Origin of the sequence: Actinoplanes hulinensis (genome assembly GCF_019429605.1) — a bacterium.
Lineage (GTDB): Bacteria > Actinomycetota > Actinomycetes > Mycobacteriales > Micromonosporaceae > Actinoplanes > Actinoplanes campanulatus.
Genome location: NZ_JAHXZI010000027.1, coordinates 15857 through 39385 on the forward strand (window position 1 = coordinate 15857; position 23529 = coordinate 39385).

General features: G+C 71.8%; 19 protein-coding genes and 1 pseudogene. 14 read left to right on the forward strand and 6 right to left on the reverse strand.

Annotated elements, in window-relative coordinates:
- Positions 1 to 405: 405 nt before the first annotated feature.
- On the forward strand, positions 406 to 1389 hold the full coding sequence (locus tag KZ829_RS37160; protein ID WP_220148521.1) for a glutathione S-transferase family protein: 984 nt from the start codon (positions 406 to 408) through the stop codon (positions 1387 to 1389).
- On the opposite strand, the gene KZ829_RS37165 is transcribed toward KZ829_RS37160, so the two are convergent.
- Entirely contained in the window at positions 1363 to 1854 is a 492-nt protein-coding gene (locus KZ829_RS37165) for a MarR family winged helix-turn-helix transcriptional regulator (protein WP_183215619.1), read from the reverse strand. The two genes, KZ829_RS37160 and KZ829_RS37165, sit on opposite strands and share 27 nt — an antisense overlap.
- Positions 1855 to 1927: 73 nt before the next feature.
- Here KZ829_RS37165 and KZ829_RS37170 point away from each other — a divergent pair, with 73 nt between their 5' ends.
- The 5 genes from KZ829_RS37170 (at position 1928) to KZ829_RS37190 (ending at position 10149) form a co-directional block, all read left to right on the forward strand.
- Positions 1928 to 2932, forward strand: coding sequence for an EamA family transporter (locus KZ829_RS37170; protein WP_246636910.1), 1005 nt, complete (start codon positions 1928 to 1930; stop codon positions 2930 to 2932).
- Positions 2821 to 5652, forward strand: coding sequence for an SWIM zinc finger family protein (locus tag KZ829_RS37175; protein WP_220148523.1), 2832 nt, complete (start codon positions 2821 to 2823; stop codon positions 5650 to 5652). Before KZ829_RS37170 ends, KZ829_RS37175 begins: the two co-directional genes overlap by 112 nt.
- Entirely contained in the window at positions 5649 to 6710 is a 1062-nt protein-coding gene (locus tag KZ829_RS37180; protein ID WP_220148524.1) for an ATP-binding protein, read from the forward strand. Before KZ829_RS37175 ends, KZ829_RS37180 begins: the two co-directional genes overlap by 4 nt.
- Positions 6703 to 8904 (forward strand): DUF5682 family protein, encoded by a 2202-nt coding sequence (locus tag KZ829_RS37185; RefSeq protein WP_220148525.1) that lies wholly within the window; start codon positions 6703 to 6705, stop codon positions 8902 to 8904. The genes KZ829_RS37180 and KZ829_RS37185 overlap by 8 nt, the downstream gene beginning before the upstream one ends.
- A gap of 63 nt (positions 8905 to 8967) precedes the next feature.
- Positions 8968 to 10149 carry a VWA domain-containing protein gene (locus tag KZ829_RS37190; RefSeq protein WP_220148526.1) on the forward strand — a complete coding sequence of 394 codons (1182 nt, stop codon included), beginning with the start codon at positions 8968 to 8970 and terminating at the stop codon, positions 10147 to 10149.
- On the opposite strand, the gene KZ829_RS37195 is transcribed toward KZ829_RS37190, so the two are convergent.
- A complete protein-coding gene (locus KZ829_RS37195; RefSeq protein ID WP_220148527.1) occupies positions 10150 to 10380 on the reverse strand; it encodes a hypothetical protein in 231 nt (76 codons plus the stop codon).
- Between the two features lie 322 nt (positions 10381 to 10702).
- On the opposite strand from KZ829_RS37195, the gene KZ829_RS37200 reads away from it, so the two are divergent.
- The gene (locus tag KZ829_RS37200; protein WP_220148528.1) at positions 10703 to 11404 is read left to right on the forward strand and encodes a hypothetical protein; all 702 of its coding nucleotides are present in this window, start codon (positions 10703 to 10705) and stop codon (positions 11402 to 11404) included.
- 685 nt (positions 11405 to 12089) lie between these two features.
- Positions 12090 to 12380 carry a hypothetical protein gene (locus KZ829_RS45080; RefSeq protein WP_504739927.1) on the forward strand — a complete coding sequence of 97 codons (291 nt, stop codon included), beginning with the start codon at positions 12090 to 12092 and terminating at the stop codon, positions 12378 to 12380.
- On the opposite strand, the pseudogene KZ829_RS45085 reads toward KZ829_RS45080, so the two are convergent.
- Positions 12293 to 13405, reverse strand: a pseudogene (locus KZ829_RS45085) (S8 family serine peptidase); the annotation flags it as partial. The gene KZ829_RS45080 and the pseudogene KZ829_RS45085 overlap by 88 nt on opposite strands.
- A gap of 151 nt (positions 13406 to 13556) precedes the next feature.
- Positions 13557 to 15392, reverse strand: a complete 1836-nt coding sequence (locus tag KZ829_RS37210) for a S8 family peptidase (protein WP_308285822.1) — start codon at positions 15390 to 15392, stop codon at positions 13557 to 13559.
- Positions 15393 to 15747: 355 nt separating this feature from the next.
- On the opposite strand from KZ829_RS37210, the gene KZ829_RS37215 reads away from it, so the two are divergent.
- Positions 15748 to 16368 (forward strand): hypothetical protein, encoded by a 621-nt coding sequence (locus KZ829_RS37215; RefSeq protein WP_220148530.1) that lies wholly within the window; start codon positions 15748 to 15750, stop codon positions 16366 to 16368.
- Positions 16369 to 16454: 86 nt separating this feature from the next.
- On the opposite strand, the gene KZ829_RS37220 is transcribed toward KZ829_RS37215, so the two are convergent.
- A complete protein-coding gene (locus tag KZ829_RS37220) occupies positions 16455 to 18359 on the reverse strand; it encodes a hypothetical protein (RefSeq protein WP_220148531.1) in 1905 nt (634 codons plus the stop codon).
- 433 nt (positions 18360 to 18792) lie between these two features.
- Between KZ829_RS37220 and KZ829_RS37225 the strand changes: the two genes are divergently transcribed.
- The 5 genes from KZ829_RS37225 to KZ829_RS37245 all read left to right on the forward strand — a co-directional run bounded on the left by KZ829_RS37225 (position 18793) and on the right by KZ829_RS37245 (position 23059).
- On the forward strand, positions 18793 to 19083 hold the full coding sequence (locus tag KZ829_RS37225) for a DUF1540 domain-containing protein (RefSeq protein WP_183215638.1): 291 nt from the start codon (positions 18793 to 18795) through the stop codon (positions 19081 to 19083).
- Between the two features lie 129 nt (positions 19084 to 19212).
- Positions 19213 to 19968 carry an NUDIX hydrolase gene (locus KZ829_RS37230; protein WP_220148532.1) on the forward strand — a complete coding sequence of 252 codons (756 nt, stop codon included), beginning with the start codon at positions 19213 to 19215 and terminating at the stop codon, positions 19966 to 19968.
- Entirely contained in the window at positions 19965 to 20912 is a 948-nt protein-coding gene (locus KZ829_RS37235) for a molecular chaperone DnaJ (RefSeq protein ID WP_220148533.1), read from the forward strand. The genes KZ829_RS37230 and KZ829_RS37235 overlap by 4 nt, the downstream gene beginning before the upstream one ends.
- Positions 20913 to 20924: 12 nt before the next feature.
- Positions 20925 to 21884, forward strand: coding sequence for a hypothetical protein (locus tag KZ829_RS37240; RefSeq protein WP_220148534.1), 960 nt, complete (start codon positions 20925 to 20927; stop codon positions 21882 to 21884).
- Positions 21881 to 23059 (forward strand): adenylosuccinate synthetase, encoded by a 1179-nt coding sequence (locus KZ829_RS37245; RefSeq protein WP_220148535.1) that lies wholly within the window; start codon positions 21881 to 21883, stop codon positions 23057 to 23059. The genes KZ829_RS37240 and KZ829_RS37245 overlap by 4 nt, the downstream gene beginning before the upstream one ends.
- On the opposite strand, the gene KZ829_RS37250 is transcribed toward KZ829_RS37245, so the two are convergent.
- The gene (locus tag KZ829_RS37250) at positions 23056 to 23490 is read right to left on the reverse strand and encodes a nitroreductase family deazaflavin-dependent oxidoreductase (RefSeq protein WP_220148536.1); all 435 of its coding nucleotides are present in this window, start codon (positions 23488 to 23490) and stop codon (positions 23056 to 23058) included. The two genes, KZ829_RS37245 and KZ829_RS37250, sit on opposite strands and share 4 nt — an antisense overlap.
- Between the last annotated feature and the right edge of the window lie 39 nt (positions 23491 to 23529).

A 23529-nucleotide genomic window follows, 5' to 3' on the forward strand; every position in this document is an offset into this window, starting at 1 on the left:
ACGCACCTGCTGATCGGCTACGCCGCCCTCGGCGTCCTGCTCGCGCTGCGCCCGCGGCTCACCGGCGCCCGCGACTGATCAACCCCATCGGTGGTCGCCCTCCCCGCGGAGGGCGGCCATCGTTCGTTTCAACCCCATTCCCGGTACGGGCTACGCGAACCCGCCGCAGTAGACCCGCGAGCCACTGCCGGGTCCGGGCCGTGCCGCGCCCGCCGGGCGTGAGCGCGGGGGCGGGCTCGCGGCCATCGCGACCGGGAGTGGGCAGCTCAGCCCGGCGGGCGCGGCGCCGGGCGCGCCCCGGCAGTGAGGTCGCGGGTCTGCTACGGCGGGTTCGCGGAGCCCGTACCGGAAATGGTCTTTCCTGGATGCGGTGTGCCGGCGGCGGATCCGGGCAGACTGAGTGGCATGGCCTATCTGACTCCGGCGGGTGAGTTCACCCGTGACCAGCGGTACATCGCCACCCGGATCACCGCGGACGGGCGCGACGGCTTTCCGGTGGAGGCGGGGCGGTACCGGCTCGTGGTGAGCCGGGCGTGCCCGTGGGCGAACCGGGCGATCATCGTGCGCCGGCTGCTCGGGCTGGAGGACGCGCTGTCGATGGGGGTCTGCGGGCCGACCCACGACGAACGTAGCTGGACGTTCGACCTGGATCCGGGCGGGCGTGACCCGGTGCTCGGGATCGAGCGGCTGCGGGAGGCGTTCTTCAAGCGGTACCCGGACTACGACAAGGGCATCACCGTTCCGGCGATCGTGGAGGTGCCGACCGGCGCGGTGGTCACCAACGACTTCGCGCGGATCACCGTCGACCTGTCGCTGGAGTGGACGGCGTTCCATCGGGAGGGCGCGCCGGATCTCTACCCGTCGTCGCTGCGGGACGAGATCGACGAGGTGAACGAGGTCGTCTACGCGGATGTGAACAACGGCGTCTACCGGGCCGGGTTCGCGGGTTCGCAGGAGGCCTACGAGGAGGCCTACGACCGGCTGTTCCGGCGGCTCGACCGGCTGTCCGACCGGCTCGGGTCCCGGCGTTACCTGGTCGGGGACACGATCACCGAGGCGGATGTCCGGCTGTTCACCACGCTGGCCCGGTTCGACGCGGTCTATCACGGCCATTTCAAGTGCAACCGGCACAAGCTGACCGAGATGCCGGTGCTGTGGGCCTACGCGCGTGACCTGTTCCAGACGCCGGGGTTCGGCGACACCATCGACTTCACGCACATCAAACGGCACTACTACGAGGTGCACCGGGACATCAACCCGGCCGGCATCGTGCCGGCCGGGCCGGACCTCTCCGGGTGGCTCACCCCGCACGGCCGCGAGGCGCTCGGCGGGCGGCCCTTCGGGGACGGGACGCCGCCCGCCTCAGAGCCCGTGCAACAGTTCGCGTAGCAGGGCGCTGAGCTGCGCGCTCTTCTCCGGCGGCAGGTGGGCGAGGAGCCGCTGCTGCTCGGCCAGGCCGGCGGTGACCGCCTCGTCGGCGAGGGCGCGGCCGCGCTCGGTGAGGCGGACCAGGATGGCCCGGCGGTCGTTCGGGTCCGGCGAGCGGGTGACCAGGCCGGCCTTCTCCAGGCGGTCGAGCCGGGCCGTGGTGCCGCCGGTGCTGAGCATCATCGACGCGGCCAGGGCGCCCGGCGACAGCTGGAACGGCTCGCCGGAGCGGCGCAGCGCGGCCAGCACGTCGAACTCGGGGCGGCCGATGCCGAAGCGGCCGTAGGCGCGCTCGGTGACGTCGCCGGCCAGTTTGCCGAGACGGAAGATCCGGCCGAAGACGCCCATGGCGGCGGTGTCCAGATCGGGGCGCTCGCGGGCCCACTGTCCGAGGATGCGGTCGATGTCGTCGGTCACGTTCCCCATTCTCTTGATGACAAGCTTCTCGACAAAGTTTATCTTTACGTCGAGATACTTTACGTCGAGGGAGTTGGTGGCGATGCGGCGGGCCCTGCTGCTCACGGCGGTCACGCCCCTGGTGTGGGGGACCACCTATGCGGTCACCACCGAGTTCCTGCCGCCCGACCGGCCACTGCTCGCCGGGCTCCTACGGGCGCTGCCGGCCGGGCTGGTGCTGCTCGCGCTCACCCGGCGGCTGCCCCGCGGCGCCTGGTGGTGGAAGTCGGCGGTGCTCGGCGCGCTCAACGTCGGGATCTTCTTCGCGTTGCTGTTCGTCACGGCGTACCGGCTGCCCGGCGGCATGGCGGCCGTCCTCGGCGCGGTGCAGCCGCTGCTCGTCGCCGGGCTGAGCGTGCTGCTGCTGCGGGAGCGGGTGGCGCTGCGGACCGTGCTGGCGGCCCTGATCGGCGCGGTGGGCGTGGCGTTCGCCGTGCTGACCGCGGCCGCCCGGCTCGACCCGGTCGGCGTCGCCGCCGGGCTGGCCGGCGCCGCGTCGATGGCGCTCGGCCTCATCCTCACCAAACGGTGGGGCCGGCCCTCGGTGTCGCTGCTCACCGCCACCGGCTGGCAGCTCACCGCGGGCGGCCTGCTCCTGCTGCCGGTCGCCCTCCTGGTGGAGGGCCCGCCGCCCGCACTCACGGCGCCGAACCTGCTGGGGTACGCGTACCTGTCCCTGGTCGGGACGGCACTGGCCTACACGATCTGGTTCGCCGGGGTGGAGCGCCTTCCCGCCGCCCGGGTCTCGCTGCTGAGCCTGCTCTCCCCGGTGATGGCCACGGCGGTCGGCTGGGCGGCGCTCGGCCAGACCCTCACACCGGTGCAGCTGACCGGCATGACACTCGCCTTCGGCGCTGTCGTCTGGGGCCAGTCGGCGCATCCGGTGGGCCGCCGGTGGGGGCGGAAAACGTCGTACCCGGGGCCTAGGGTCGGGGCGTGCCCGTTGAACAACGATGGTCCACCGCCCAGATCGAGGCGCTCGCGCCCGACCCCGCATCGCTGCGCAACGCACGCGGTGTCACCGGCCAGTTCACCACCACGGGGCTGACCGGCGACGTCCTCTGGGGAGTGTGCCGGGGCTATCAGGTGGCGGCCGATCTGTCCGGGCCGGCGTTCAAGTGCTCCTGCCCGAGCCGCAAGATCCCGTGCAAACACGTGCTGGGGCTGCTGCTGCACTGGTCCTCGTCCGGCGCCGGTTCCGCCGCCGGAGCGGCTCCCGAGTTCGTCACCCGGTGGGTGGCGGCGCGGGCCGCGCGGACGTCGCGGTCCCCCGCCGCGCCCGATCCGGTCGCCGCCGCGAAACGGGCGCAGGGCCGCGCCGACCGGGTCGCCGGCGGCATGGCCGAGCTGCGCCGATGGCTCGACGACCAGGTCGAGCAGGGTCTGGCCGCGGCCGGGCGGTCCGGGCCCGCGGCCTTCGACGCGATGGCCGCCCGCCTGGTCGACGCGCAGGCGCCCGGGGCGGCCGGCGCGGTGCGCCGGCTCGGCACCATCGCCGGGATCGGCCCGCAGTGGGCCGACCGGCTGCTCGGCGAGCTGGCGCTGCTGCGCCTGCTGGTCTCCGGGCACGCCCACCTCGACGCCCTCGACCCGGGGCTCGCGGCCACCGTCCGCTCCCGGATCGGGTTCCCGACGCCGGCCGAGGAGGTGCTGGCCGGGCCGCGGGTCACCGACCGCTGGCAGGTCCTCGGCCAGGTCGAGGTCGACGACGGCGCGCTGACCAGCCGGCGGACGTGGCTGCACGGTTCCGGCAGCGACCGGTTCGCGCTGGTGCTGTCGTTCGCGGCGCCCGGCCAGCCGCTGCCGGCCGACCTCGTCCCGGGCACCGCGTTCCGCGGCGACCTCTGCTTCTATCCGGGCTCCGTGCCACTGCGCGCGCTCGTCGCCGAGCGCACCTCCGCGGCCGAGCCGTTCGGCTCACCGGACGGCGCCGGGCCGGTCCGGGCGGCTCTCTCCCGCTGGTCGGCGCTCCTGGCCGCGGAGCCCTGGCGGTCCGACGCACCCGTGCTCCTGTCCGGCGTGCGCCCGTCCGGCGCCCACCTGGTCGACGCCGCGGGCGACGCGTTGCCGCTGGCCCCGGGCCATCGCGAGCCGTGGTGGCTGCTCGCCGCCGCGGGCGCCGCCCCGGCCACGATGGCCGCCGAGTGGTCCCCGGCCGGATTGCGTCCCCTGGCCGCGTGGGTCGACGGTGCTTTCGTGCCCGCCGCCCCGCCGATCCCGGACCCGTCCGCATCCCGTGATCCGGAGCTGCCTCCGGAGCTGCTGACGGCCGCCCTGGTCGGCACGGGCCGCCGCCCGTGGTCCGGCCACGCCGTCCAGGTCGGGCCGCTGAGCGCCGATCTCGGCTCGCCCGTCCCGGATAGTTCGGCCGCCGTGCTGCTGGAGGCGGCGGCGGTGGCGCTGACCTGCCGGCGGGCCGGGGTGACGCCGGAGAGCGGGCGGGCGCCGCTGGTGGCCGCGCCGGCTGAGACGGTCGCGCCGCTGCCGGCGGCGGCGTCGGCGCGGCTGGCCCAGATCCTCGGTGGGGGCGCGCCCGGCGGTGGGCACAACGAGCAGGAGCTGCTCGCCCAGTGGCTGGCGGCGGCCGCCGGGCGCGGCGGGATCGTGCCGCCCGCGATCCTTCCGCCGTTGCTGGAGGCCGGGCGGCGGAACATCTCGGTCCGGGCCGACCTGGCGAAGGTCGCCGGGCGGCGGGGCGCCTGGCTGGCCGGGCAGCGCGCCGACTGGCGATGGCTGCTCAGCGAGGCGCCGGCCGCGCCGGCCGGGACCGGGGCGGAGAACGAGGTGGCCGGGGAATGGGCCACCGCGGGTTCGGCCGAGCGGCTCGGTCATCTGGCCGCACTTCGGCGCGTCGACCCGGATCGGGCCCGTGCACTGGTGGAGAGCACCTGGGCGGAGGAGTCCTCGGAGAACCGGGCGCGTTTCATCGGCGCGTTCGGGCCGGGCCTGTCGCCGCGGGACGAGCCACTCCTGGAGCGGGCGCTCGACGACCGGCGCAAGGAGGTTCGGGAGGCCGCCCTCGAACTGCTGCGCAACCTGCCCGGAGCGGCGCTGGGCCGGCGGATGGCCGAGCGGGCGCACGCCGCGGTCCGGTTCGACGGCGCCGGCCGGCTGAGCGTCGAACCGCCCACCGAGCTGGACCGGGACCTGCGCCGGGACGGGGTCGGCGCGGCCCCGGTCCGTGGTGTCGGCGCCGGGGCGTGGCTGCTCGAGGAGGTGGTGGCCGGCACTCCGCTGGACACCTGGACCGGCCTCGACCCGCGGGGCTGGCTCGCCGCGGCCGGCGGCCACGACTGGGCGGCGCCGCTGCTGCACGGCTGGGCCAAGGCGGCGGTCGTGCAGCGTGACCCGCGGTGGGCGACCGCATTGCTGGGTGCTGACGCGGGCCGGCTGCGCGAGGCCGTCCGCTGGGATCTGCACCTGGTCCTGCCACCGGACCGGCTGGCCCGGCTCGCCGCCGACGCCCTGCGCGCCGAGGACGGCACCGCCCAACGGCTGCTGGCGCTGCATCCCGGGCCGTGGCCGGACGGGCTGTCGGTCGCCGTCCTGGAGACGGTGGAACACCGTGCCCGCGTCGACCGGCACACCTGGCAGCTGGGCGAGCTGTGCCGGGCGGCCGGCCTGGCCATGCCTCCGGAGTACGCCGACCTCACCGGCCGGCTGGCCGCCCTGCTGGACCAGACCGTCGAGCCGGCCCGGGTTCGCCCGGTGGCCGAGCTGGCCCGCACCCTCACCTTCCGACTCGAGATGTTCGAGGAGCTTTCGTGACCGCTCTGCGACCGCACGCCGAGGACCAGTACGCCGAAGAGCTGGCCCTGCTCGCCGCCGCCGACGACCGGCCCCGTCCGCCCGGCTGGCGGCTGTCGCCACATGCCGTGGTCACCTATCTGCTCGGCGACGGCGCGAAGATCACCCCGAAGTACGTGGGCCCGCGCCGCCTCATGGAGGTGGCCGTCTCCACCCTTGCCACCGACCGGGCGCTGCTGCTGCTCGGCGTCCCCGGCACCGCCAAGACCTGGGTCTCCGAGCACCTGGCGGCGGCCGTCTCCGGCGACTCCACGCTGCTCGTCCAGGGCACCGCCGGCACCCCCGAGGAGGCGATCCGGTACGGGTGGAACTACGCCCGCCTGCTCGCCGAGGGCCCCACCGACGCCGCCCTGGTGCCGAGCCCGATCATGCGGGCCATGCGGGGCGGGTCGATCGCCCGGCTGGAGGAGCTGACCCGGGTCCCGTCCGACGTGCAGGACGCGCTGATCACCATCCTGTCCGAGAAGACGCTGCCGGTCCCCGAGCTGAACACCGAGGTCCAGGCGCAGCGTGGTTTCAACCTGATCGCCACGGCCAACGACCGGGACCGTGGGGTCAACGAGCTGTCCAGCGCGCTGCGCCGCCGGTTCAACACCGTGGTGCTGCCGGTTCCGGCGAGCGCCGACGACGAGGTGGAGATCGTGGCGCGGCGGGTGGCCCAGCTGGGCAGGGCCCTGGAGCTGCCCGAGGTGCCGGCCGCCCTGGAGGAGATCCGCCGTGTGGTGACGGTCTTCCGGGAGCTGCGGTCCGGGATGACCGAGGACGGGCGTACCAGATTGAAGTCGCCCACCGGGACCCTCTCGACGGCCGAGGCCATCTCGGTGATCACCAACGGGATGGCGCTGGCCGCCCACTTCGGTGACGGCACCCTGCATCCCGGCGACGTGGCGGCGGGCATCGTCGGCGCCGTGGTGAAGGACCCGGTCTCGGACGGGGTGGTCTGGCGGGAGTATCTGGAGGCGGTCGTCCGGGAACGGTCCGGGTGGCTCGACTTCTACCGGGCCGCCCGCGATGCCTGAGCGGATCTACGGGATCCGGCACCACGGCCCGGGGTCGGCTCGCGCCGTGGTCCGGGAGTTGTCGGCGAACCCACCGGAGGTGCTGCTGATCGAGGGTCCGCCGGAGGCCGGCGACCTGGTCCGGTGGGTGGCGGACGACGGCCTGGAACCGCCGGTCGCCCTGCTGGGGTATGCGGTGGACGATCCCGGGAAGGCCGCGTTCTGGCCGTTCGCCGTCTTCTCGCCGGAATGGCAGGCCATCCGGTGGGCGGTCGGGAACGGCGTCCGGGTGCGTTTCTTCGATCTTCCGTACGCGTTCCGCGTAGCTCCGGAAACCGAAAGCCGGCCGGATGAACAGGAGGGTGAGGCGGCCCGGCCGGTGGATCCGATCGGGGAGCTGGCCGCGGCGGCCGGGTACGACGATCCGGAACGCTGGTGGGAGGACGTCGTCGAGCATCGGGGCGTACCGGTCTTCGAGGCGATCGCGGAGGCGATGACGGCGATCCGGGAGACCGTTGCGGAGAACCCGGACGATCTGCTGCGTGAGGCGTATATGCGGTCGGTGCTGCGGGAGGAGCGGCGCGGGCACGAGGACGTCGCCGTCGTCTGCGGGGCGTGGCACGTGCCGGCGCTGCTCCGGAAGGTGCCGGTCAAGGACGACGCCGCGCTGCTCAAGGGGCGGCGTAAGGGCAAGGTGGCGTTCACCTGGGTGCCGTGGACGTACGGGCGGCTCGCGTCGTGGTCGGGTTACGGGGCCGGGGTGCGGTCGCCGGGGTGGTACCACCATCTGTTCACCACCGGCGACGACGTGGTGCCCCGGTGGCTGGTGGACGCGGCGGGGGTGTTGCGCGCGGAGGGCGTGGCCACGTCGTCGGCGCACGTGATCGAGGCCGCCCGGCTGGCCGAGGCCCTCGCCACGCTGCGCGGACGGCCGCTGGCCGGGCTGGCCGAGGTGACCGAGGCCGCGGAGGCGGTGATGTGCGACGGCGAGCCGCTGCGCACCGAGCTGATCTCCCGGCGGCTGGTCGTCGGCGAACGGCTGGGCGCGGTGCCCGACGAGATGCCGGCCGTGCCGCTGGCCCGGGATCTGACCGCGCGGCAGCGCTCGCTGCGGCTGAAACCGGAACCCGGCGAGCGGAACCTCGACCTCGACCTGCGGCAGGACAACGACCTGCGGCGCAGTCGGCTGCTGCACCGGCTGCGGATCCTCGACGTGCCGTGGGGCGTGCGGACGGCCGCCCGGCGCGGCACCGGGACGTTCCGGGAGGAGTGGCGGCTGAGCTGGCAACCCGAGTTCGCGGTCCGGCTGGTCGAGGGCGGCATGTGGGGCACGACCGTGGCGGCCGCGGCGACCGCCCGGGTGACCGCACGGGCCGGTGCGGCGGGCACCCTGGCCGAGGTCACCGAACTGGTGGAGACCTGTCTGCCGGCGGATCTCGCGGGGGCGTACCCAGCGGTGCTCGCGGCGCTGGACCGGCGCGCCGCGCTGGACGCCGACGTGCATCACCTGATGGCGGCGATTCCGGCGCTGGCGCGCACGCTGAGGTACGGCGACGTGCGCCGGACCGACGTGGCCGGCCTGGCCACGGTGACCGCCAGCCTGCTCGCCCGGGTGTGCGCCGCGCTGCCGTCGGCGGCCGGGTCGCTCTCCGACGAGGCGGCCCGGCGGTTGCGGGACGGCATGGACGGCGTGCACCAGGCCGTCGGCCTGCTCGCCGACGAGTCGCAGCGGGAGCGGTGGCTGGCGACCGTCGGGGCGCTCGCGGTCCGGCCAGGGCTGCACGGTCTGCCGGCCGGGCGGCTGACCCGCCTGCTGCTGGACGCCGGGCGGCTGGACGGCGCGGAGGTGCGCCGCCGGCTGCGGCTGCCGCTGACCGTCGGCACGCCACCGGCGCACGCGGCGGCCTGGGTGGAGGGTTTCCTCGCCGGTGGCGGGTTGCTGCTGGTCCACGACGAGGCGCTGCTCGCCCTGGTGGACGACTGGCTGGCGGACATTCCGGCGGACGCCTTCGAGGCGGTGCTGCCGCTGTTGCGGCGGACGTTCGGGGCGTTCGAGGCGGGCGAGCGGCGGGCCATCGGCGAGCGGGTGGCGGGCGGGCGTTCCGGTTCCGCCAGAGCGACCGCCGAGATCGATCCGGCCCGCGCCGCGGAGCCGCTGCCGGTGCTCGGCGCCCTGCTGGGCCGCCCACTCACCCCGGCCGGGAACCGGCCATGACCAGCGGCGAAGACCGGCAGCAGGCGCGATCGGGAGACGGCCATGACCGGTAGTGGAGGTGGGATGAGCGGGGCGGACGATGTGACGCGGGAGCGGCTGCGGCGGTGGCGGCTGGTGCTCGGCGGCCAGGCCGACGAGGCGCTCGGCAGGGCGGAGGGCCGGGACGGGGCGATGGACGCCGCGCTGGCCGCGCTCTACGACGCCGGGGAGGGCGGGGCGGACGGTAGGCCGGCACGACGGTCGGCCGGGCTGGGCGGGTCCGCGCCGAAGGTGGCCCGCTGGCTCGGCGACATCCGGGAGTATTTTCCGGGCACCGTGGTCCAGGTGATGCAGGCCGACGCCATCGAGCGGCTCGACCTCACCCGGCTGCTGCTCGAACCGGAGATGCTGGCCGCCGTGGAACCCGACATCCACCTGGTCGGCACGCTGCTCTCGCTGAACCGGGTGATGCCGGACGCCACCCGCGAGGCGGCCCGCCAGGTGGTCCGGACCGTGGTGGAGGAGCTGGAGCGGCGGATCGCGCAGCGGACCCGGGCCGCGGTGACCGGCGCGCTGAACCGGGCGGCCCGGATCAGCCGGCCCCGGCACGCCGACATCGACTGGGACCGGACCATCCGCGCGAATCTCAAGCACTACCTGGCCGAACACCGCACGGTGATCCCGGAACGGCTGGTCGGCTACGGGCGGCGGAGCACGGCGGTCCAGCGGGATGTGGTGCTCTGCGTGGACCAGTCCGGCTCGATGGCGGCCTCGGTGGTGTTCTCCGGGGTGTTCGCCGCTGTGCTCGCGTCGCTGCGCTCCCTGCGTACGTCGCTGGTGGTCTTCGACACCGCCGTGGTCGATCTGACCGATCAGCTGGCCGATCCGGTCGAGGTGCTGTTCGGCACGCAGCTCGGCGGCGGCACCGACATCAACCGGGCGATCACCTACTCGCAGCAGCTGATCACCCGGCCACGGGACAGCATCTTCGTGCTGATCAGCGACCTGTACGAGGGTGGCGTCCGGGAGGAGATGCTGCGCCGGGTGGCCGAGATGACCGCGGCCGGGGTGCAGGTGGTGGTGCTGCTGGCGCTGTCCGACGAGGGGGCGCCGGCCTACGACCACGAGAACGCGGCGGCCCTGGCGGCTCTCGGGGTGCCGGCGTTCGCGTGCACGCCGGACGTCTTCCCGGATCTGATGGCCGCCGCGATCGAGCGCCGTGACCTGCGCGCCTTCGCCGAGCGTGCCACCGCGACGGGAGGTTGATCAGTCGGTCCAGCGGAGGAAGCGGTCGAAGAGTTCCGAGGCGGGCGCCTGGGGCATGTCCCGGGCGGCCTCCTCGAGGTGGTCCCACATCACGATGGCCAGGTCGACGCGACCGTGTTCGGCGGCCAGCTGTTCGCGGGCCGGGTCGCACGGCCAGGCCCGCCCGCAGGAGGCGCAGTCCCATGAGGGCCGGGCGGGGCCGTGCTCCACTCGATCCGCGATCCCGGTCATCGCCGGGACCTCGCGCCGCACCACACGGGGCCGCTCCTTCCTGGCGCGGGCACCCCGCCATGGCGCCCGCCGTGCCCCACACATTGCGCGTGCATCGTGCACCGGTCAACCGCGCGACCTCTTGGCTCGCTGGTCCGGGTGACCCCCGGTCGGGCCATCGGCACCGGTCGCTTCGGCCCGGTCACTGTCAGTCCAACCCCGAAGATCAAGATTTGGGGTACGGGGTGAGCGCGCGATAGTTGCCGATAAGTGGATTCCTGCCTGATATGTACCCGTCTCTGGAACCATGAGGGTCGGAATCTCCGGCGCCCGAGGAGGTGACATGACCTACGACGAGGATCCCCAGCTCCCGGCGGACACTCCCGAGCGGGCCACCCGGCGACGTGGACAGGTCGCGGTCGGGGTCGCCGGGGCGGTGGCCGTGCTGAGCGGAGCCGGGCTCCTGGCCACCCAGCTGATGAACGAGTCGCAGCCCACCCTTCCGGAGCCGGCCGCACTGGCGCCGCAGACCACGCCGGCCTCCCCCGGCGTGGGAGCGACCGGGGTCTCGCCGTCGGATGCCCGTACCCCCGGAAAAGCAACGAAGCAGGCGCCGCCCGCGCATCGCAGCCCCGCGCCCACGCCCGCGTCGAGCCGTCAGGCGAGCCCTGCCCCGAACGCCGCGCGAGCCTCCTCCGCCATCGCTGACCTGCGAAAACGCTTCGGCTTCGGCGGACCGGAAATAGCCGAACGGACCGAGAAGCTGGGTGAGGGCACGGTACGGATCGTGACCGCGCAAAGCGACCTCACCGGCGACCGGGAGCTGATCCTCGCCGGCGACGACGGCACCGAGGTCGGCGGTGGCGTGCACTGCACCACGGACGTCCCGAACGACACGGTCATGTCGCCGGCACCTGAAATGCTGATGTGCTGGCGCACGTCGCCGGAACGCAGCGTGATCACGATGGCGACCACAGCCGAGGGCGAACCGTCCACGGCCGACAGCGTTGTGGTCATCCAGCGCGAATGGGACCGTCTCGACTGAGGCGACCGGCATCGAACCCGGAACGGCAACGAAACGGCCCGGCATCCCAGAGAAGGATGCCGGGCCGTTCGTCGTGGCTCGCGAGTGTGGTCAGGCCACGATGGGGGCGCTGGTGACGCCGAGCACCGTGGGGCCGGCCGGGACCATCACCCGGTAGGTCTGGCCGGCGACCAGGCCGGTGATGGTGACCTTGACCGGGGAGGCGCTCGCCGTGTACTTGCCGACGGTGGTCCAGGCGCCACGGATGTTCTGCTGGATCTCGGCGGGCCGGCCGACCGCGCCGGTCAGGGTGACCGCCAGCTTCCCCTTCGCCGTCCGGGCCACGGTGACCGCCGCGCGCACCTTGTAGGTGACCGGCGCGGAGGTCGCGGCCTCGCTCGTGGTGGTGGCGACCGCCTTGAGGACGAGCTGGTAGCTCGCCTTGGCGGTGCGGTTCACCCGGACGGTGCCGGCGGAGCCGGTGGTGGCGTCGGCACACTGCTGCGCGGCGGCGCCCTCGGTGACGCAGATCTGGACCGGCTTACCGGACCATGCCTTGTTGTCAGCCTTGACGGTGAACGTGGTGGTCACCGCGGTGCCGTGGACGACCTCACCGCCGGCGACGTCGGCGGTGATCACCGGCTTGACCTTCGCCACGGTCCGGCTCGGCGACGGAGCGACGGTCGGGGCGGAGGTGGGCGCCGTCGTGGGAGCCTTGGTCGGCGGGGTGGTCGGCGCCGTCGTGGGAGCCTTCGTCGGGGCAGTGGTCGGCGCCGTGGTGGGAGCGCTCGTGGTCGGCGCCGTGGTGGGAGCCTTGGTCGGCGCGATCGTCGGGGCCGTGGTCGGGGCGGTGGCGGGCGGCGTGATCGTGGCGAGCGCCGCGGCGGCGTCGATCCGGCCGTTGCCGAAGTCGTTGTCGAAGCCGGCCGGGCCCAGGTCGGCCGCCGACTTCTCCAGGGCGGTCTCGATCTGGTCCGGGGTGAGGCTCCCCTGGTAGCCCTTGAGCAGCGCGGCCACCGCGGCCACGTGCGGGGCGGCCATCGAGGTGCCGTTCATGCTGGTGTACTGCTTTCCCAGCGCGGTCGGGTAGGTGCTCATGATGCCGCTGCCCGGGGCGGCCACGTCGACGTAGCTGCCGGCGTTCGAGTAGCTGGCCACCTTGTCGGCGGAGTCGGTCGCGGCCACCGCGACGACACCATCGTCAGCGGCCGGGTACGAGATGGGGCTGCCCTCCTGACGGCTGTTGCCTGCGGCGGCGATCACCGTGACGCCCTTGTTGCGGGCGTACGTGATCGCGTTGCTCACCGCGGACACCTTCGTCGTGGAGCCCAGCGACATGTTGATCACCTGGGCGCCGTTGTCGGCGGCCCAGACGATGCCCTCGGCGGTGTCCGACATGTTGCCGCTGCCGTTGGCGCCCAGCACCTTGACCGGCAGGATCCTGACGTCCGGCGCGATGCCCGAGACACCGACGCCGTTGCCGGTCACCGCGGCGATGGTGCCGGCCACATGCGTGCCGTGCCCGTTGCCGTCGGTGCTGGTCCCGGCCGTGTTCGCGATGGCGTCGTAGCCGGGCAGCACGTTGGCGGCCAGGTCCGGGTGGGCGGCGTCCACACCGCTGTCGATGACCGCCACGGTGGCACCCGAGCCGGTCGACCTCTGCCAGGCCTCGGCCGTACGGATCTTGGTGAAGTCCCACTGCTGCGCCCGGTAGGGGTCCGAGCCGGTGGGGATGCCGAGCGCGTGCACCGGGGCGTCCATCTCGACCCCGACCGCGTTGTCCGTCTTCTGCGCGTCCTTGACCAGCTTCACCGCGGACGCCCTGTCGGTGGCCTCCTTGACGGTGACGACCGGCCGGCCGGCCTCGTCGATCGTGGTCGACACGACCCGCGCGGGCTGAGCCTCGGTCACCACGTCCGGAACGATGTGCTCCGGTTCCGCTGTCAGCCCGTAGGTGACGGGGGTCCAGTCCGCGCTGCCGGTCGGCAGGGCGACCACGCCGACCGCGGCGAACGCGCTCATGGCAACGGCACCGACGGCGTACTTGCTGATGGTGGCCTTGTTCAAAACGGTTCCTCCCCCTCGGACGACGTGAACCAGACTTGAGGGGGAGGATTGCGAACCCAGTTGTCACGCTGGTGCTTCTGGGGAGCAGGCGCACCTCAGGTTTCGATCAGGCGGTGACCGTGTTGCTCGTGGCGCCGAGGACCGCGACGGTGTCCGGCACGACGACCCGGTACCTCTGACCTCTGACCAGGCCACTCACGGTCATGCGGGCCACCGCGCCGTAGGAGCCGACGGCCTCCCAGGTGCGGGTCGCCAACGAGTACCGCTGGATCTCGACCCGCTGCCCGGCCGCTCCGGTGATGGTCACCGTCATCACGCCACGGCTGATCAGCCTCGCAGCGGCTGTCACGCGCACCGTGTAGGTGGCGACCGGCGACGTCGCCGCCGAGGTGGTGCCGGTCTCGGCCATCGTGAGGTAGGCCCGGAAGCCCGCCGTGGCGGCGCGCGACACCGTGACCGTGCCTGAGCCGCTGGTTTTCGCATCGGTGCAGGTGAACGCCGCTCCCCCGGCGGCCAGGCACAGCGACACCGGCTTGTTCGCCCACGCGCGGCCGGACACCCGGACGGTGAACACGGTCGAGGTGGGTGCCCCGTAGGTCACCTTCCGACTGGTCACGTTCGTGGTGATGAGCGGCTTGATCTTCGGCTTGGCGGTGCCGCTCGGCGTGGGGCTGCCGGTGGGGCTCGCCGTCGGGCTGCCGGTGGGGCTCGCCGTGGGCGCGCTGGTGGTGGGTGCCGTGGTAGGTGCACTGGTGGTGGGCGCCGTCGTGGGGGCAGTGGTCGGCGCGCTCGTCACCGGCGTGACCGCGGCCAGCGCGGCGACGGCGTCGACACGTCCGTACCCGTAATCGCTGTCGAAGCCCTTGACGCCGAGGTCCACCGCGGACCTCTCCATCGCGGACTCGATCTGGTCCGGCGTCAGCTGCGGCTGATAGGCCTTGAGCAGCGCGGCCAGCGCCGCGACATGCGGCGACGCCATCGACGTTCCATTCAGGGACACGTACGACTGGCCGCGCGCCGCGGGATACGTGCTGAGGATCCCGCTCCCGGGCGCCGCCACGTCGACGTAGCCGCCGGCGTTCGAGTAGGACGCGTACCGGTCGGCGGAGTCGGTCGCGGCCACGGCGATCACCCCGGCGTCGGCGCCGGGATAGGAGACAGGGCTTCCGGACGTACGCTCGTTGCCCGCCGCCGCGACCACGGTGACACCCTTGCCCCGGGCGTACGCGACGGCGTTGCTGATCGCGGCGACCTTCGTCGTCCCGCCCAGCGACATGTTGATCACCTTGGCGCCGTTGTCGGCGGCCCAGACGATGCCCTCGGCGACATCCGACGAGTAGCCGCTGCCGTTCGCGCCCAGCACCTTCACCGGCAGGATCCGGACCTCCGGCGCGATGCCGGAGACGCCCACCCCGTTGCCGGTGACGGCCGCGATCGTGCCGGCCACATGCGTGCCGTGCCCGTTGCCGTCGGTGCCGGGCCCCACCTTGTTCGCGACCGCGTCGTAACCGCTGATCACGTTCGCCGCCAGGTCCGGGTGGGCCGAGTCGACCCCGGTGTCGATCACCGCGACCGTCACGCCGTTGCCCGTCGACTTCGGCCAGGACTCGGCGACCCGCATCTTCCCGAAGTCCCACTGCTGACTCCGGTACGGGTCCGATCCGGACGGAACGCCCAGCGCGTACACCGGCGCGTCGATCTCGACGCTCACCGCGTCGTCGGCCCGCTGCGACGCCTCGACCAGGTCGGCGGCGGCCTTCCGGTCGGTCGCCTGCTTCGAGGAGACGACCGGTCGGCCATCGGCGTCGATCGTCGTGGTGACGATCCGGGCGGGCCGCGCCTTCGAGACGGTGGCCGGGAGCAGTTCCTCCGGGCGCTGGGTCAGGCCGTAGGTGACCGGCTCCCAGCCCGTGCCGCCGGTGGGCAGGGCGAACACGCTCACGGCCGCAAGCGCTCCCACGGCCACAGCCCCGGCCGCATACCGGCGCAGTTGAACCCTCATGCTCGATGTCCCTCTCTCAGCGGTCGGACACGAGCTTCGGTCGGGCCGGAGCACCGTTTAGTGATCACGAGGTTGCGAATCGGGAGCGCGCACCTCGGTACCAAGGCCGCGATTCTCGTGCGAGAAGTCCGACTTGTTAGGGAACATGAAGATTCGACTGGCTCACGTGCAAATGGGCCTGACGGAATCGAGAACCGCGAGGTATGACGACATGAGCCGATCCGATGGCCGCCGGAACCGCGACCGGAGACACCGATCCACGCAGCGCCCGATTCACCGGCCGAGCTGGAAGGCAGTGATCGGGGTGACCGGCCTGGCGGCCGTCCTCGGCACCGGAGCATATGTGATCACCGGCCAGGTGCTCGCCGACCGGCAAGCCGATGTGATTCAGGGCCAGCGGATCATCGTCCCGGCCCCGGTGGCCCCGGGGAGCACATCCGGATCACCGGAGCCCTCCGCGACACCGACGGCCGTCTCCAAGAAGGCGTCACCGACCCCCTCGACGGCGGCCGATGAGATCAAGGAAGCACGGCGGAAGATGGCCAAGGACGGCGTCGAGGTTCAACGGCCGGTCGCACCGAAGAGCACCACGTCGGCCGACGACGTCAAGACGACCACCGAAGGGTCCCTGAAGGAGGGTGGCATCGTGCGGATGGTCACCGCTCGCGGGGACCTGACCGGGCGGGGGGAGTTGGCCTACGTCGCCGGCGGAATCCGGAAACATCGGAATGCGTCCTGCTCGCAGACCTTCCAGTTCAGCACCAATCCCCGACCGGCGAAGAAGGACAACCTGCTGATGTGCTGGCGGACCAGTCCGGCCAAGAGCGTGCTCGCGATCGTGGTCGACCCGAAAGGCCGCCCGTCCCGGGACAAGGCGGTCGACGCCCTCGAGAAGAGCTGGCGCGAAATGGGGTGAGCCGGTCGGTACAGGTCACAGCACAGCGGCCCGGAGTGTGAACTCCGGGCCGCTGTGTGATGTCGAGCGTGAGAACCGCAAGACGATCAGAACGAGGCCACCGTGAACGTCGAATTGCTCGACACCGTCGAGTAGTTGACGGCCGCGTCACTGACGGATTCGCCATCGTTGATCACCGTGATCGTGTAGGTCCCGTCAGGGACCTCGGTACCCGGGGTGATCGTTGGCGTGTGATTCGCGGTGGCACCCGTGATGGAGTCCGAAAGGTTGAGCGTGCAGATGATCTCCGAGTCGCTGATCTGCAGAACGCTGTTGCAGTAGCTGGTCGGGTTGGGCCCGGCAGCTGTCACTGCCGGAAGGCCGGTGCCGAAAGTCTGACTGTTCCACTCGTTGTTCGTCAGCAGAACATAGGACTCATCGGCATCCAGCGGCGCAGCAGTGGCCACGTCACCGAAGGTCAACTCGCCGAAGCCGGCCCCGATGATGTCCAGAACCGGCGCGGTGTCGGTCGGCGCCGTGTTCGGGGTGACATTGATGCCATAGGTGAAGGTGTACGGCGCACCCGTGGTGGTCTTGGTGCCGGACGCCGTGGTGACGCTCAGGTTCACAGCGCCCGGCGCATGCGCGGTGGTGGTGCCGCTGAACGAGGTAGCATCGATCACGGTGACGTTCGTGAGCGGGCTACCGCCGAGCGAGGCGGTAAGGGTCGCACCGGCGGACGTCGGGACACCTTCCAACCCTGAGACGGTGAGGCTCTGCCCACCCTGTGCCGGACCGGATGCCGTTGGCGTCGCCGTGCCGCCCTCGACCGCGAATTCAGCGCCCGACAGATCCAGCACCGCGGCCACGGTGAAGACAGCCGGTGCCGTGACCATCGCGGCGTCGGCGACGTTACTGGCGTAGGTGCAAAGGTTCCACGGTGTAGTGACGTCCTTGCCTCCGACGATCACCGCATTGGCCGGCAGGGTGACCGCGACCTTAAAATTCGTGATCTTCAATGGCGTCGCCGCGTAGGGCTCCAGGCCGGTGGCAGCCCCGAGAGCGCTTGTCGCTGGACGTGTGAGCGGGCAACTGTTCCGGGTGGCCAACACCTCGGGGACTCCAGCGGCGAAGGGGGCGCTCGCCGTCGGCGCGGTGAGCGTCAAGTTGGTGGCCTCACCCGAACTGCCACCGGTCGGAACCACCGTGACGGCGGGCAGCGTCTTGTCGAAGCTGGCGAAGGTTACGTTGCTGCGGGCCGCCAACGGAGTGGTGCCGGCCGTGGTGCCGGCATAGGAGCAGAGAAGGTAGGGCGTTCCGAGCGTCAAAGTCGGGGCTGCCGCGGTCCCGGGCACGGTCACTGTGACCGCGGTGTTGGCCGGAAGGGCGGTGGTGCCGGCGACCTTCACCGTAGAGGTGGCGTTGATCCGCGTCCCAGCTAGGGGTGCGGTATAGGTGACTGGACATTCCGTACCGGCGACGAACTGAGTCGTGTACGCGGTCCCGGTGAAGATCGCACTACTCGCGGTCAGGGTGACCTTTTCAGTGGCCTGCCCGGTGGTCGGGCTCAGCGCGGCGATGTTCACAGCGGTAAGGAGGTTCGCGGTGGTCTCGGTGGCGACCAGATCGCCGGCCGCTGTCGCGTCGTCGTAGATGCACGTCTTGTAAGTGCCCGCGGGCAAGGCCGGCGTGGTGACATGGGCGGTCGTGCCGCCGGACGCCGCGTCGATCAGACCACCGGGCACGGCGCCGGTCACGCCCGCACCGTAGGTGGCCGGGCAGTTCGTCTCTGTCGATGGCACGAACCGAACCGCCATGGTGTCGGCCAATGCGGTGCCACCGGTGAGGTAAAGAACGGTGCCGCCGGCGATCGCCACCTGGGTCGTGTTGAGCGTGATGGCGGCGCTGGCCGGCGTCGCGGTGCCGGCCAGCACCAGCACGGCTGCTGCCGCCGCCGCACCTCCGGCCTTGAGTGGCCGGTGGCCGGGTCGTCGTGCTGTGGACTTGCGCATGCGAGGTCCTCCTACGGTCTGCGAAACCGCGATAGGGATTGGGAGCCCGCGCGCTTAGGCGACGGCGGGCCGTCTCGCCCGAAGCGTAACGATTAAGGGTGATGGAGATCCCGAAAGCTATAAAGAACCTCATTTTTCCGACATCTCCCTACCGCAGAGCTAACATGCCCCGTCTCGCCCAGCACCGCGACCGCCGGACACCGTGGCGGCAACACACCGAACACCTCGCGGGTCCCGGCCGACTGAAACACACCTCCCATGACCGATAAGCGCGATGAATTGGCGAGGCATGCCTTACCTAAATTGATGAAAGTAAAGCCTTTCCTAAGCATTGTCCATTTCTGGAATTGCAACGCCGGAAAGATGCACTGCAGAGAAATAGTGGGTAAGTTCGAGTCGAAGCCAATTCCCTGACCGCCGAAGGAGAACCGTCGTGACCCAGATGATGAACATGCCGCGCGTGCAGACCTGCACCGTCACGGACTGTGGCTACAACCACGACGGATGCACGGCGTTCGCCATCACCATCGGTGACACGAACGCCGAGTGCGACACCTTCGTGGGCTCCGGGCTGTCCGGCGGCATGGGCGTGGCCATCGCCCAGGTGGGCGCCTGCAAGCGCGCCGACTGCAAGTACAACAAGGATCTCGAATGTCAGGCGCCGGCCATTACCGTGGGGGCCTCCGCGGACGTGGCGGACTGTCTCACCTACGAGCATTCCTGACCGATTCCGCACAGAGCGCCGCCGTCTCACCCCGGGTGAGGCGGCGGTTTCTGTTGACACCGGCCGACACCCGGACTAGGTTGCACTCAGATCGAGTAAGACTCATAGCGAGAAGAACCGGAGCGGGCGATGGACGAGGCGAGGTTCCTGGCGGGGTACGACCCTCGGGACTATCCCGCGGTCGCGGTGACCGTGGACGTGGTGGCGCTGACCATTCGGGACGGACGGCTCTGCGTGCTGCTGGTCGAGCGCGGCGAACAGCCCTTCGCCGGCCACCGGGCGCTGCCGGGCGGGTTCGTCCGCGAGGAGACGCTCGGCGAGGCGGCCCTCCGGGAACTGGCCGAGGAGACCGGGCTGACGCCCGGTCAGGAGAAGACCGAGCTCGAGCGGGTGCACCTGGAGCAACTTCAGACGTACGGGAATCCGGGCCGTGATCCCCGGATGCGCGTGGTCTCCGTGGCCTATCTGGCGTTCGCGCCGAGCCTGCCCGAGCCGACGGCCGGCAGTGACGCGGCGCGCGCCTACTGGGTGCCGGTGGAGGAGGCGAAGGATCTGGCCTTCGACCACGACGAGATCCTCGCCGACGGGCTGGAGCGGGCGCGGGCGAAGCTCGAGTACACACCGCTCGCCACGGCGTTCACCGGGCCCGAGTTCACCATCGGCGAGCTGCGGCAGGTCTATGCGGCGGTGTGGGGCGAGGAACTGCACGCCGGCAACTTTCACCGGAAGGTGCTGTCGGTTCCGGGCTTCGTGGAGAGCACCGGCGAGACGACGGCGAAGGGCGGGGAGCGGGGCGGGCCGCGGGCGAAGCTGTACCGGGCCGGTGACGCCCGGCTGCTGCACCCGGCGCTGCTCCGCCCGACCAGGGAGGACCGGGTGCGATGATCACGACAGCACGGATCGAGACGCTCTCCTTCGAGGAGGCGGTGGGGCAGATCGCCGCGGCGGAGAGCTTCCGGGAACTGGACGTGGAGCGGAGCGGCGGCCGCGCGTACAAGAAATGGGCGAAGCTGGTCCATCCAGACGCGGTGGGCGCGGGCCGGAGGGCGACCGCGACGGACGCCTTCGCCAGGCTCTCCGCTCTCTACAGGCAGAAGCCGGAAGTGCCGGTGCTGCACGGACGCCGGCGGGCCTACGGGATGGGCGAGATGTTCGCCCACGGTGACCTCGCCGAGCTGTACGCCGACGGCCAGGCCGTCATCAAGATCCCCCGGCATCCGGGTGACAGCGACCTGATGGAGGTCGAGGCCGCCACGCTCCAGAGACTGTGGCGGGACGGCGATCCGCGGTTCCGGCCCTACGCGGCCCGGCTGATCGAGAGCTTCGTCTACGAGGACGAGCGGCGCTGCCGGCGCCGGGTGAACGTGCTGGAGCGGCAGGACGGCATGGTCAGCCTGGCTCACGTAAAGGAAGCGACGCCGCAGGAGGTGCTCTGGATCTGGCGCCGGCTGCTGACCGGTTTGGGCTGGGCACACCGAGCCGGGGTCACGCACGGGGCGCTTCTGGAGGAACACGTGCTGATCCATCGGGAGATGCGCGGACTCGTGATCATCGACTGGTGCTATGCGGGACATCGACCTAGGGCGATAGTGAAAGCACGGCAGTCGGCCTACCCGCCGGAGGTGCTGAACGACAGGCTCGCTGGTCCCGCCACCGACATCTACATGGCGACCGGGCTGATCACGCGGCTGATGGGGTCGCGGATGCCCGAGCCGCTGCGGCGGTTCGCCGCCGGATGCACCTATGACGCGCCGCGGATGCGGCCGCAGGACGCCTGGGCGCTGCTGGGCGAACTCGACGACATCATCCCCCAGCGGTACCGGAACTGAGGAGAGAGCGACATGGGAAGCGGACTCTGGTCCACCGACGTCTACACGGCGGCCGCCGACTTCCGGGCGGCGACCGGGAGGAGCGCGTTCGCGTACAGCGACTCCGGCGCCCGGACCGCGCACCCCGACCTGGATCCGGACGGGGTCTTCATGCGGGAGTCCCGGGACAGTGACGAGCATCCGTTCAGCACGCCGATCGCGGTCCTGTTCGACGTGACCGGGTCGATGGGCAACGTGCCGCGGGTTCTCCAGACCAAGCTGCCGCAGCTGCTGGGACTGCTCACCAGGAAGGGCTACGCGGTCGACCCGCAGATCATGTTCGGGGCGATCGGCGACGCCACCTGCGACCGGGCGCCGCTCCAGATCGGACAGTTCGAGTCGGACAACCGGATGGACGAGGACCTCGCGAAGATCGTGCTGGAGGGCGGCGGCGGGGGCCAGAAACACGAGTCCTACGAGCTGGCGCTGTACTTCATGGCCCGGCACACGATCCTGGACTCGCTGGTCAACCGGGGGCGCAAGGGCTATCTGTTCATCATCGGGGACGAGATGCCGTACCCCCGGGTGAAGCCGCGCGAGGTGCGCGCGGTGATCGGCGACGAACTGCGCGAGCCGATCCCGACCGAGGACATTCTGGCCGAGCTGAAGCGCAAGTTCGACGTCTACTACATCCTGCCGACGGCGGCCCACCACAGCGGCGACAAGGAGGTGCTGTCGCGCTGGCGCAAGCTGCTCGGGCAGAACGTCCTGGAGCTCGACGACCTGGACGCGGTCTGCGAGACGATCGCGCTGACCGTGGGGCTCGGCGAGGACGCCATCGACCTGGACGAGGGCATCGCCGACCTGACCGACGTGGGCTCGGCGGCGGGCGGCACGGTCGGCCGGGCGCTGTCACCGTTGCAGCGGACGCCGGTGGTGCGGTCGTCGTTCGAGATCGCGGGTGGGGGCGCGGGCGGGAACCAGCGGCTGTGAGCCGGCACGTCGCGGTCGTCGACCTCGGGTACGGCGACGCCGGCAAGGGCACGGTCGTCGACTTCCTCTGCGCCACCGAGGACAAACGGGCCGTCCTGCGCTTCAACGGGGGAGCGCAGGCCGCGCACAACGTGATCACCGAGGACGGGCGGCATCACACGTTCAGCCAGTTCGGGTCGGGCACGCTGCGCGGCGTGCCCACCCACCTGACCCGGTTCATGGTGGTGGACCCGCTCTCGCTGGCCGGCGAGGCGGCCGCGCTCGGCAACCCGTTCCACCTGCTCACGGTGGATGGGGAGGCACTGCTCGCCACTCCGTGGCATCGCGCCGCGAACCAGCGGCGGGAGCGTTCGCTCCGGCACGGCTCGTGCGGCATGGGCGTCGGAGAGACGATGGCGTACGCGTCGGAGCACCCCGATGCCCCGAAAGTCGCCGACGTGCTGTCCCCCGCACGGCTGCGGTGCCGCCTGGCGGCCGTCCGGGAGGCGCTCGACGTGCCCGGGCCGCCGCTGGACGACGTGGTGGAGGCGTTCGTCGCGTTCGGGGAGGCGGTCCGGATCGTCGGCCCGTCCTGGACGTCCCGCCTGCTCGCTGAGGGGCCGTGTGTGTTCGAGGGCGCCCAGGGGGTGCTGCTCGACGAGTGGCGGGGTTGGCATCCGCACACGACGTGGTCGACGACGACGTTCGACAACGCCCTGTCACTTTGCCCGGATCTGTTGCGCCTCGGTGTAGTCAGGACCTACACCACCCGGCACGGAGCCGGTCCGTTCGTGACCGAGGCGCCGCTGGATCTGCCGGAGGCGCACAACGGCCGCGACCCGTGGCAGGGCGACTTCCGGGTCGGCCACTTCGACGCGGTGGCCCACCGGTACGCGGTCGAGGTGGCCGGCGGCGTCGACGCCCTGGCGATCACCCACCTGGACGTCCCGGACCGCTCCCCCGGTCTGCGGATCTGCACCTCCTACGAGGTGGACGGCGAGTCCTGGGACCGGATCGAGCCGGGCCCGCCCCGCGACCTGGAGTACCAGGAGCGCCTCGGCGAGCGGCTACGGCGCGCCCGCCCGGCCGGCATGTACCAGCCGGACGACTGGTGCGAGTCGATCGCCTCGCACCTGGGCGCGCCGGTCCTCGTGGAGTCGCACGGCCCCGGGGCCGCGGACAAGAAGTCGCGCTAGGCCGGGGTCAGGAGGAAGACCGGGATCTGGCGGTCGGTCTTCGTCTGGTAGTCGGCGTAGTTCGGGAAGGCCTCCACCGAGCGCTTCCACCAGGTGTCGCGCTCCTCACCGGACAGCTCACGGACCGTGTAGTCCTGCTTGAGCGGCCCGTCCTGGAGCTCGACGAGCGGATTCTTCCGGATGTTGTAGACCCAGACCGGGTTCTTGGGGGCGCCGCCGAGCGAACCGACGACCGCGTACTCCCCCTCGTGTTCGATCCGCATCAACGCGGTCTTGCGCAGCAGCCCGCTCTTCGCACCGACGCTGGTCAATACGATGATCGGCTTGCCCAGGATGTCGTTGGCCTCGGCACCGCCGGTGGCCTCGTACTTCTCTGCCTGATTGCGCGCCCAGTCAGATGTGCTGGGGGCGTACTCACCCGTCAACGGCATGATCCCGACCCTACCTCGCGCACCCGGATCGCACGCGGA

What these genes read in the sequence shown, in the direction of transcription:
- KZ829_RS37250 (WP_220148536.1), bottom strand. Translation starts at nt 23,490, where the DNA reads ATGCCGTTGACGGGTGAGTACGCCCCCAGCACATCTGACTGGGCGCGC.
- KZ829_RS37170 (WP_246636910.1), top strand. Translation starts at nt 1,928, where the DNA reads ATGCGGCGGGCCCTGCTGCTCACGGCGGTCACGCCCCTGGTGTGGGGG.
- KZ829_RS37160 (WP_220148521.1), top strand. Translation starts at nt 406, where the DNA reads ATGGCCTATCTGACTCCGGCGGGTGAGTTCACCCGTGACCAGCGGTAC.
- KZ829_RS37240 (WP_220148534.1), top strand. Translation starts at nt 20,925, where the DNA reads ATGGGAAGCGGACTCTGGTCCACCGACGTCTACACGGCGGCCGCCGAC.
- KZ829_RS37185 (WP_220148525.1), top strand. Translation starts at nt 6,703, where the DNA reads ATGCCTGAGCGGATCTACGGGATCCGGCACCACGGCCCGGGGTCGGCT.
- KZ829_RS37230 (WP_220148532.1), top strand. Translation starts at nt 19,213, where the DNA reads ATGGACGAGGCGAGGTTCCTGGCGGGGTACGACCCTCGGGACTATCCC.
- KZ829_RS37220 (WP_220148531.1), bottom strand. Translation starts at nt 18,359, where the DNA reads ATGCGCAAGTCCACAGCACGACGACCCGGCCACCGGCCACTCAAGGCC.
- KZ829_RS37165 (WP_183215619.1), bottom strand. Translation starts at nt 1,854, where the DNA reads ATGGGGAACGTGACCGACGACATCGACCGCATCCTCGGACAGTGGGCC.
- KZ829_RS37200 (WP_220148528.1), top strand. Translation starts at nt 10,703, where the DNA reads ATGACCTACGACGAGGATCCCCAGCTCCCGGCGGACACTCCCGAGCGG.
- KZ829_RS37235 (WP_220148533.1), top strand. Translation starts at nt 19,965, where the DNA reads ATGATCACGACAGCACGGATCGAGACGCTCTCCTTCGAGGAGGCGGTG.
- KZ829_RS37190 (WP_220148526.1), top strand. Translation starts at nt 8,968, where the DNA reads ATGAGCGGGGCGGACGATGTGACGCGGGAGCGGCTGCGGCGGTGGCGG.
- KZ829_RS37195 (WP_220148527.1), bottom strand. Translation starts at nt 10,380, where the DNA reads ATGACCGGGATCGCGGATCGAGTGGAGCACGGCCCCGCCCGGCCCTCA.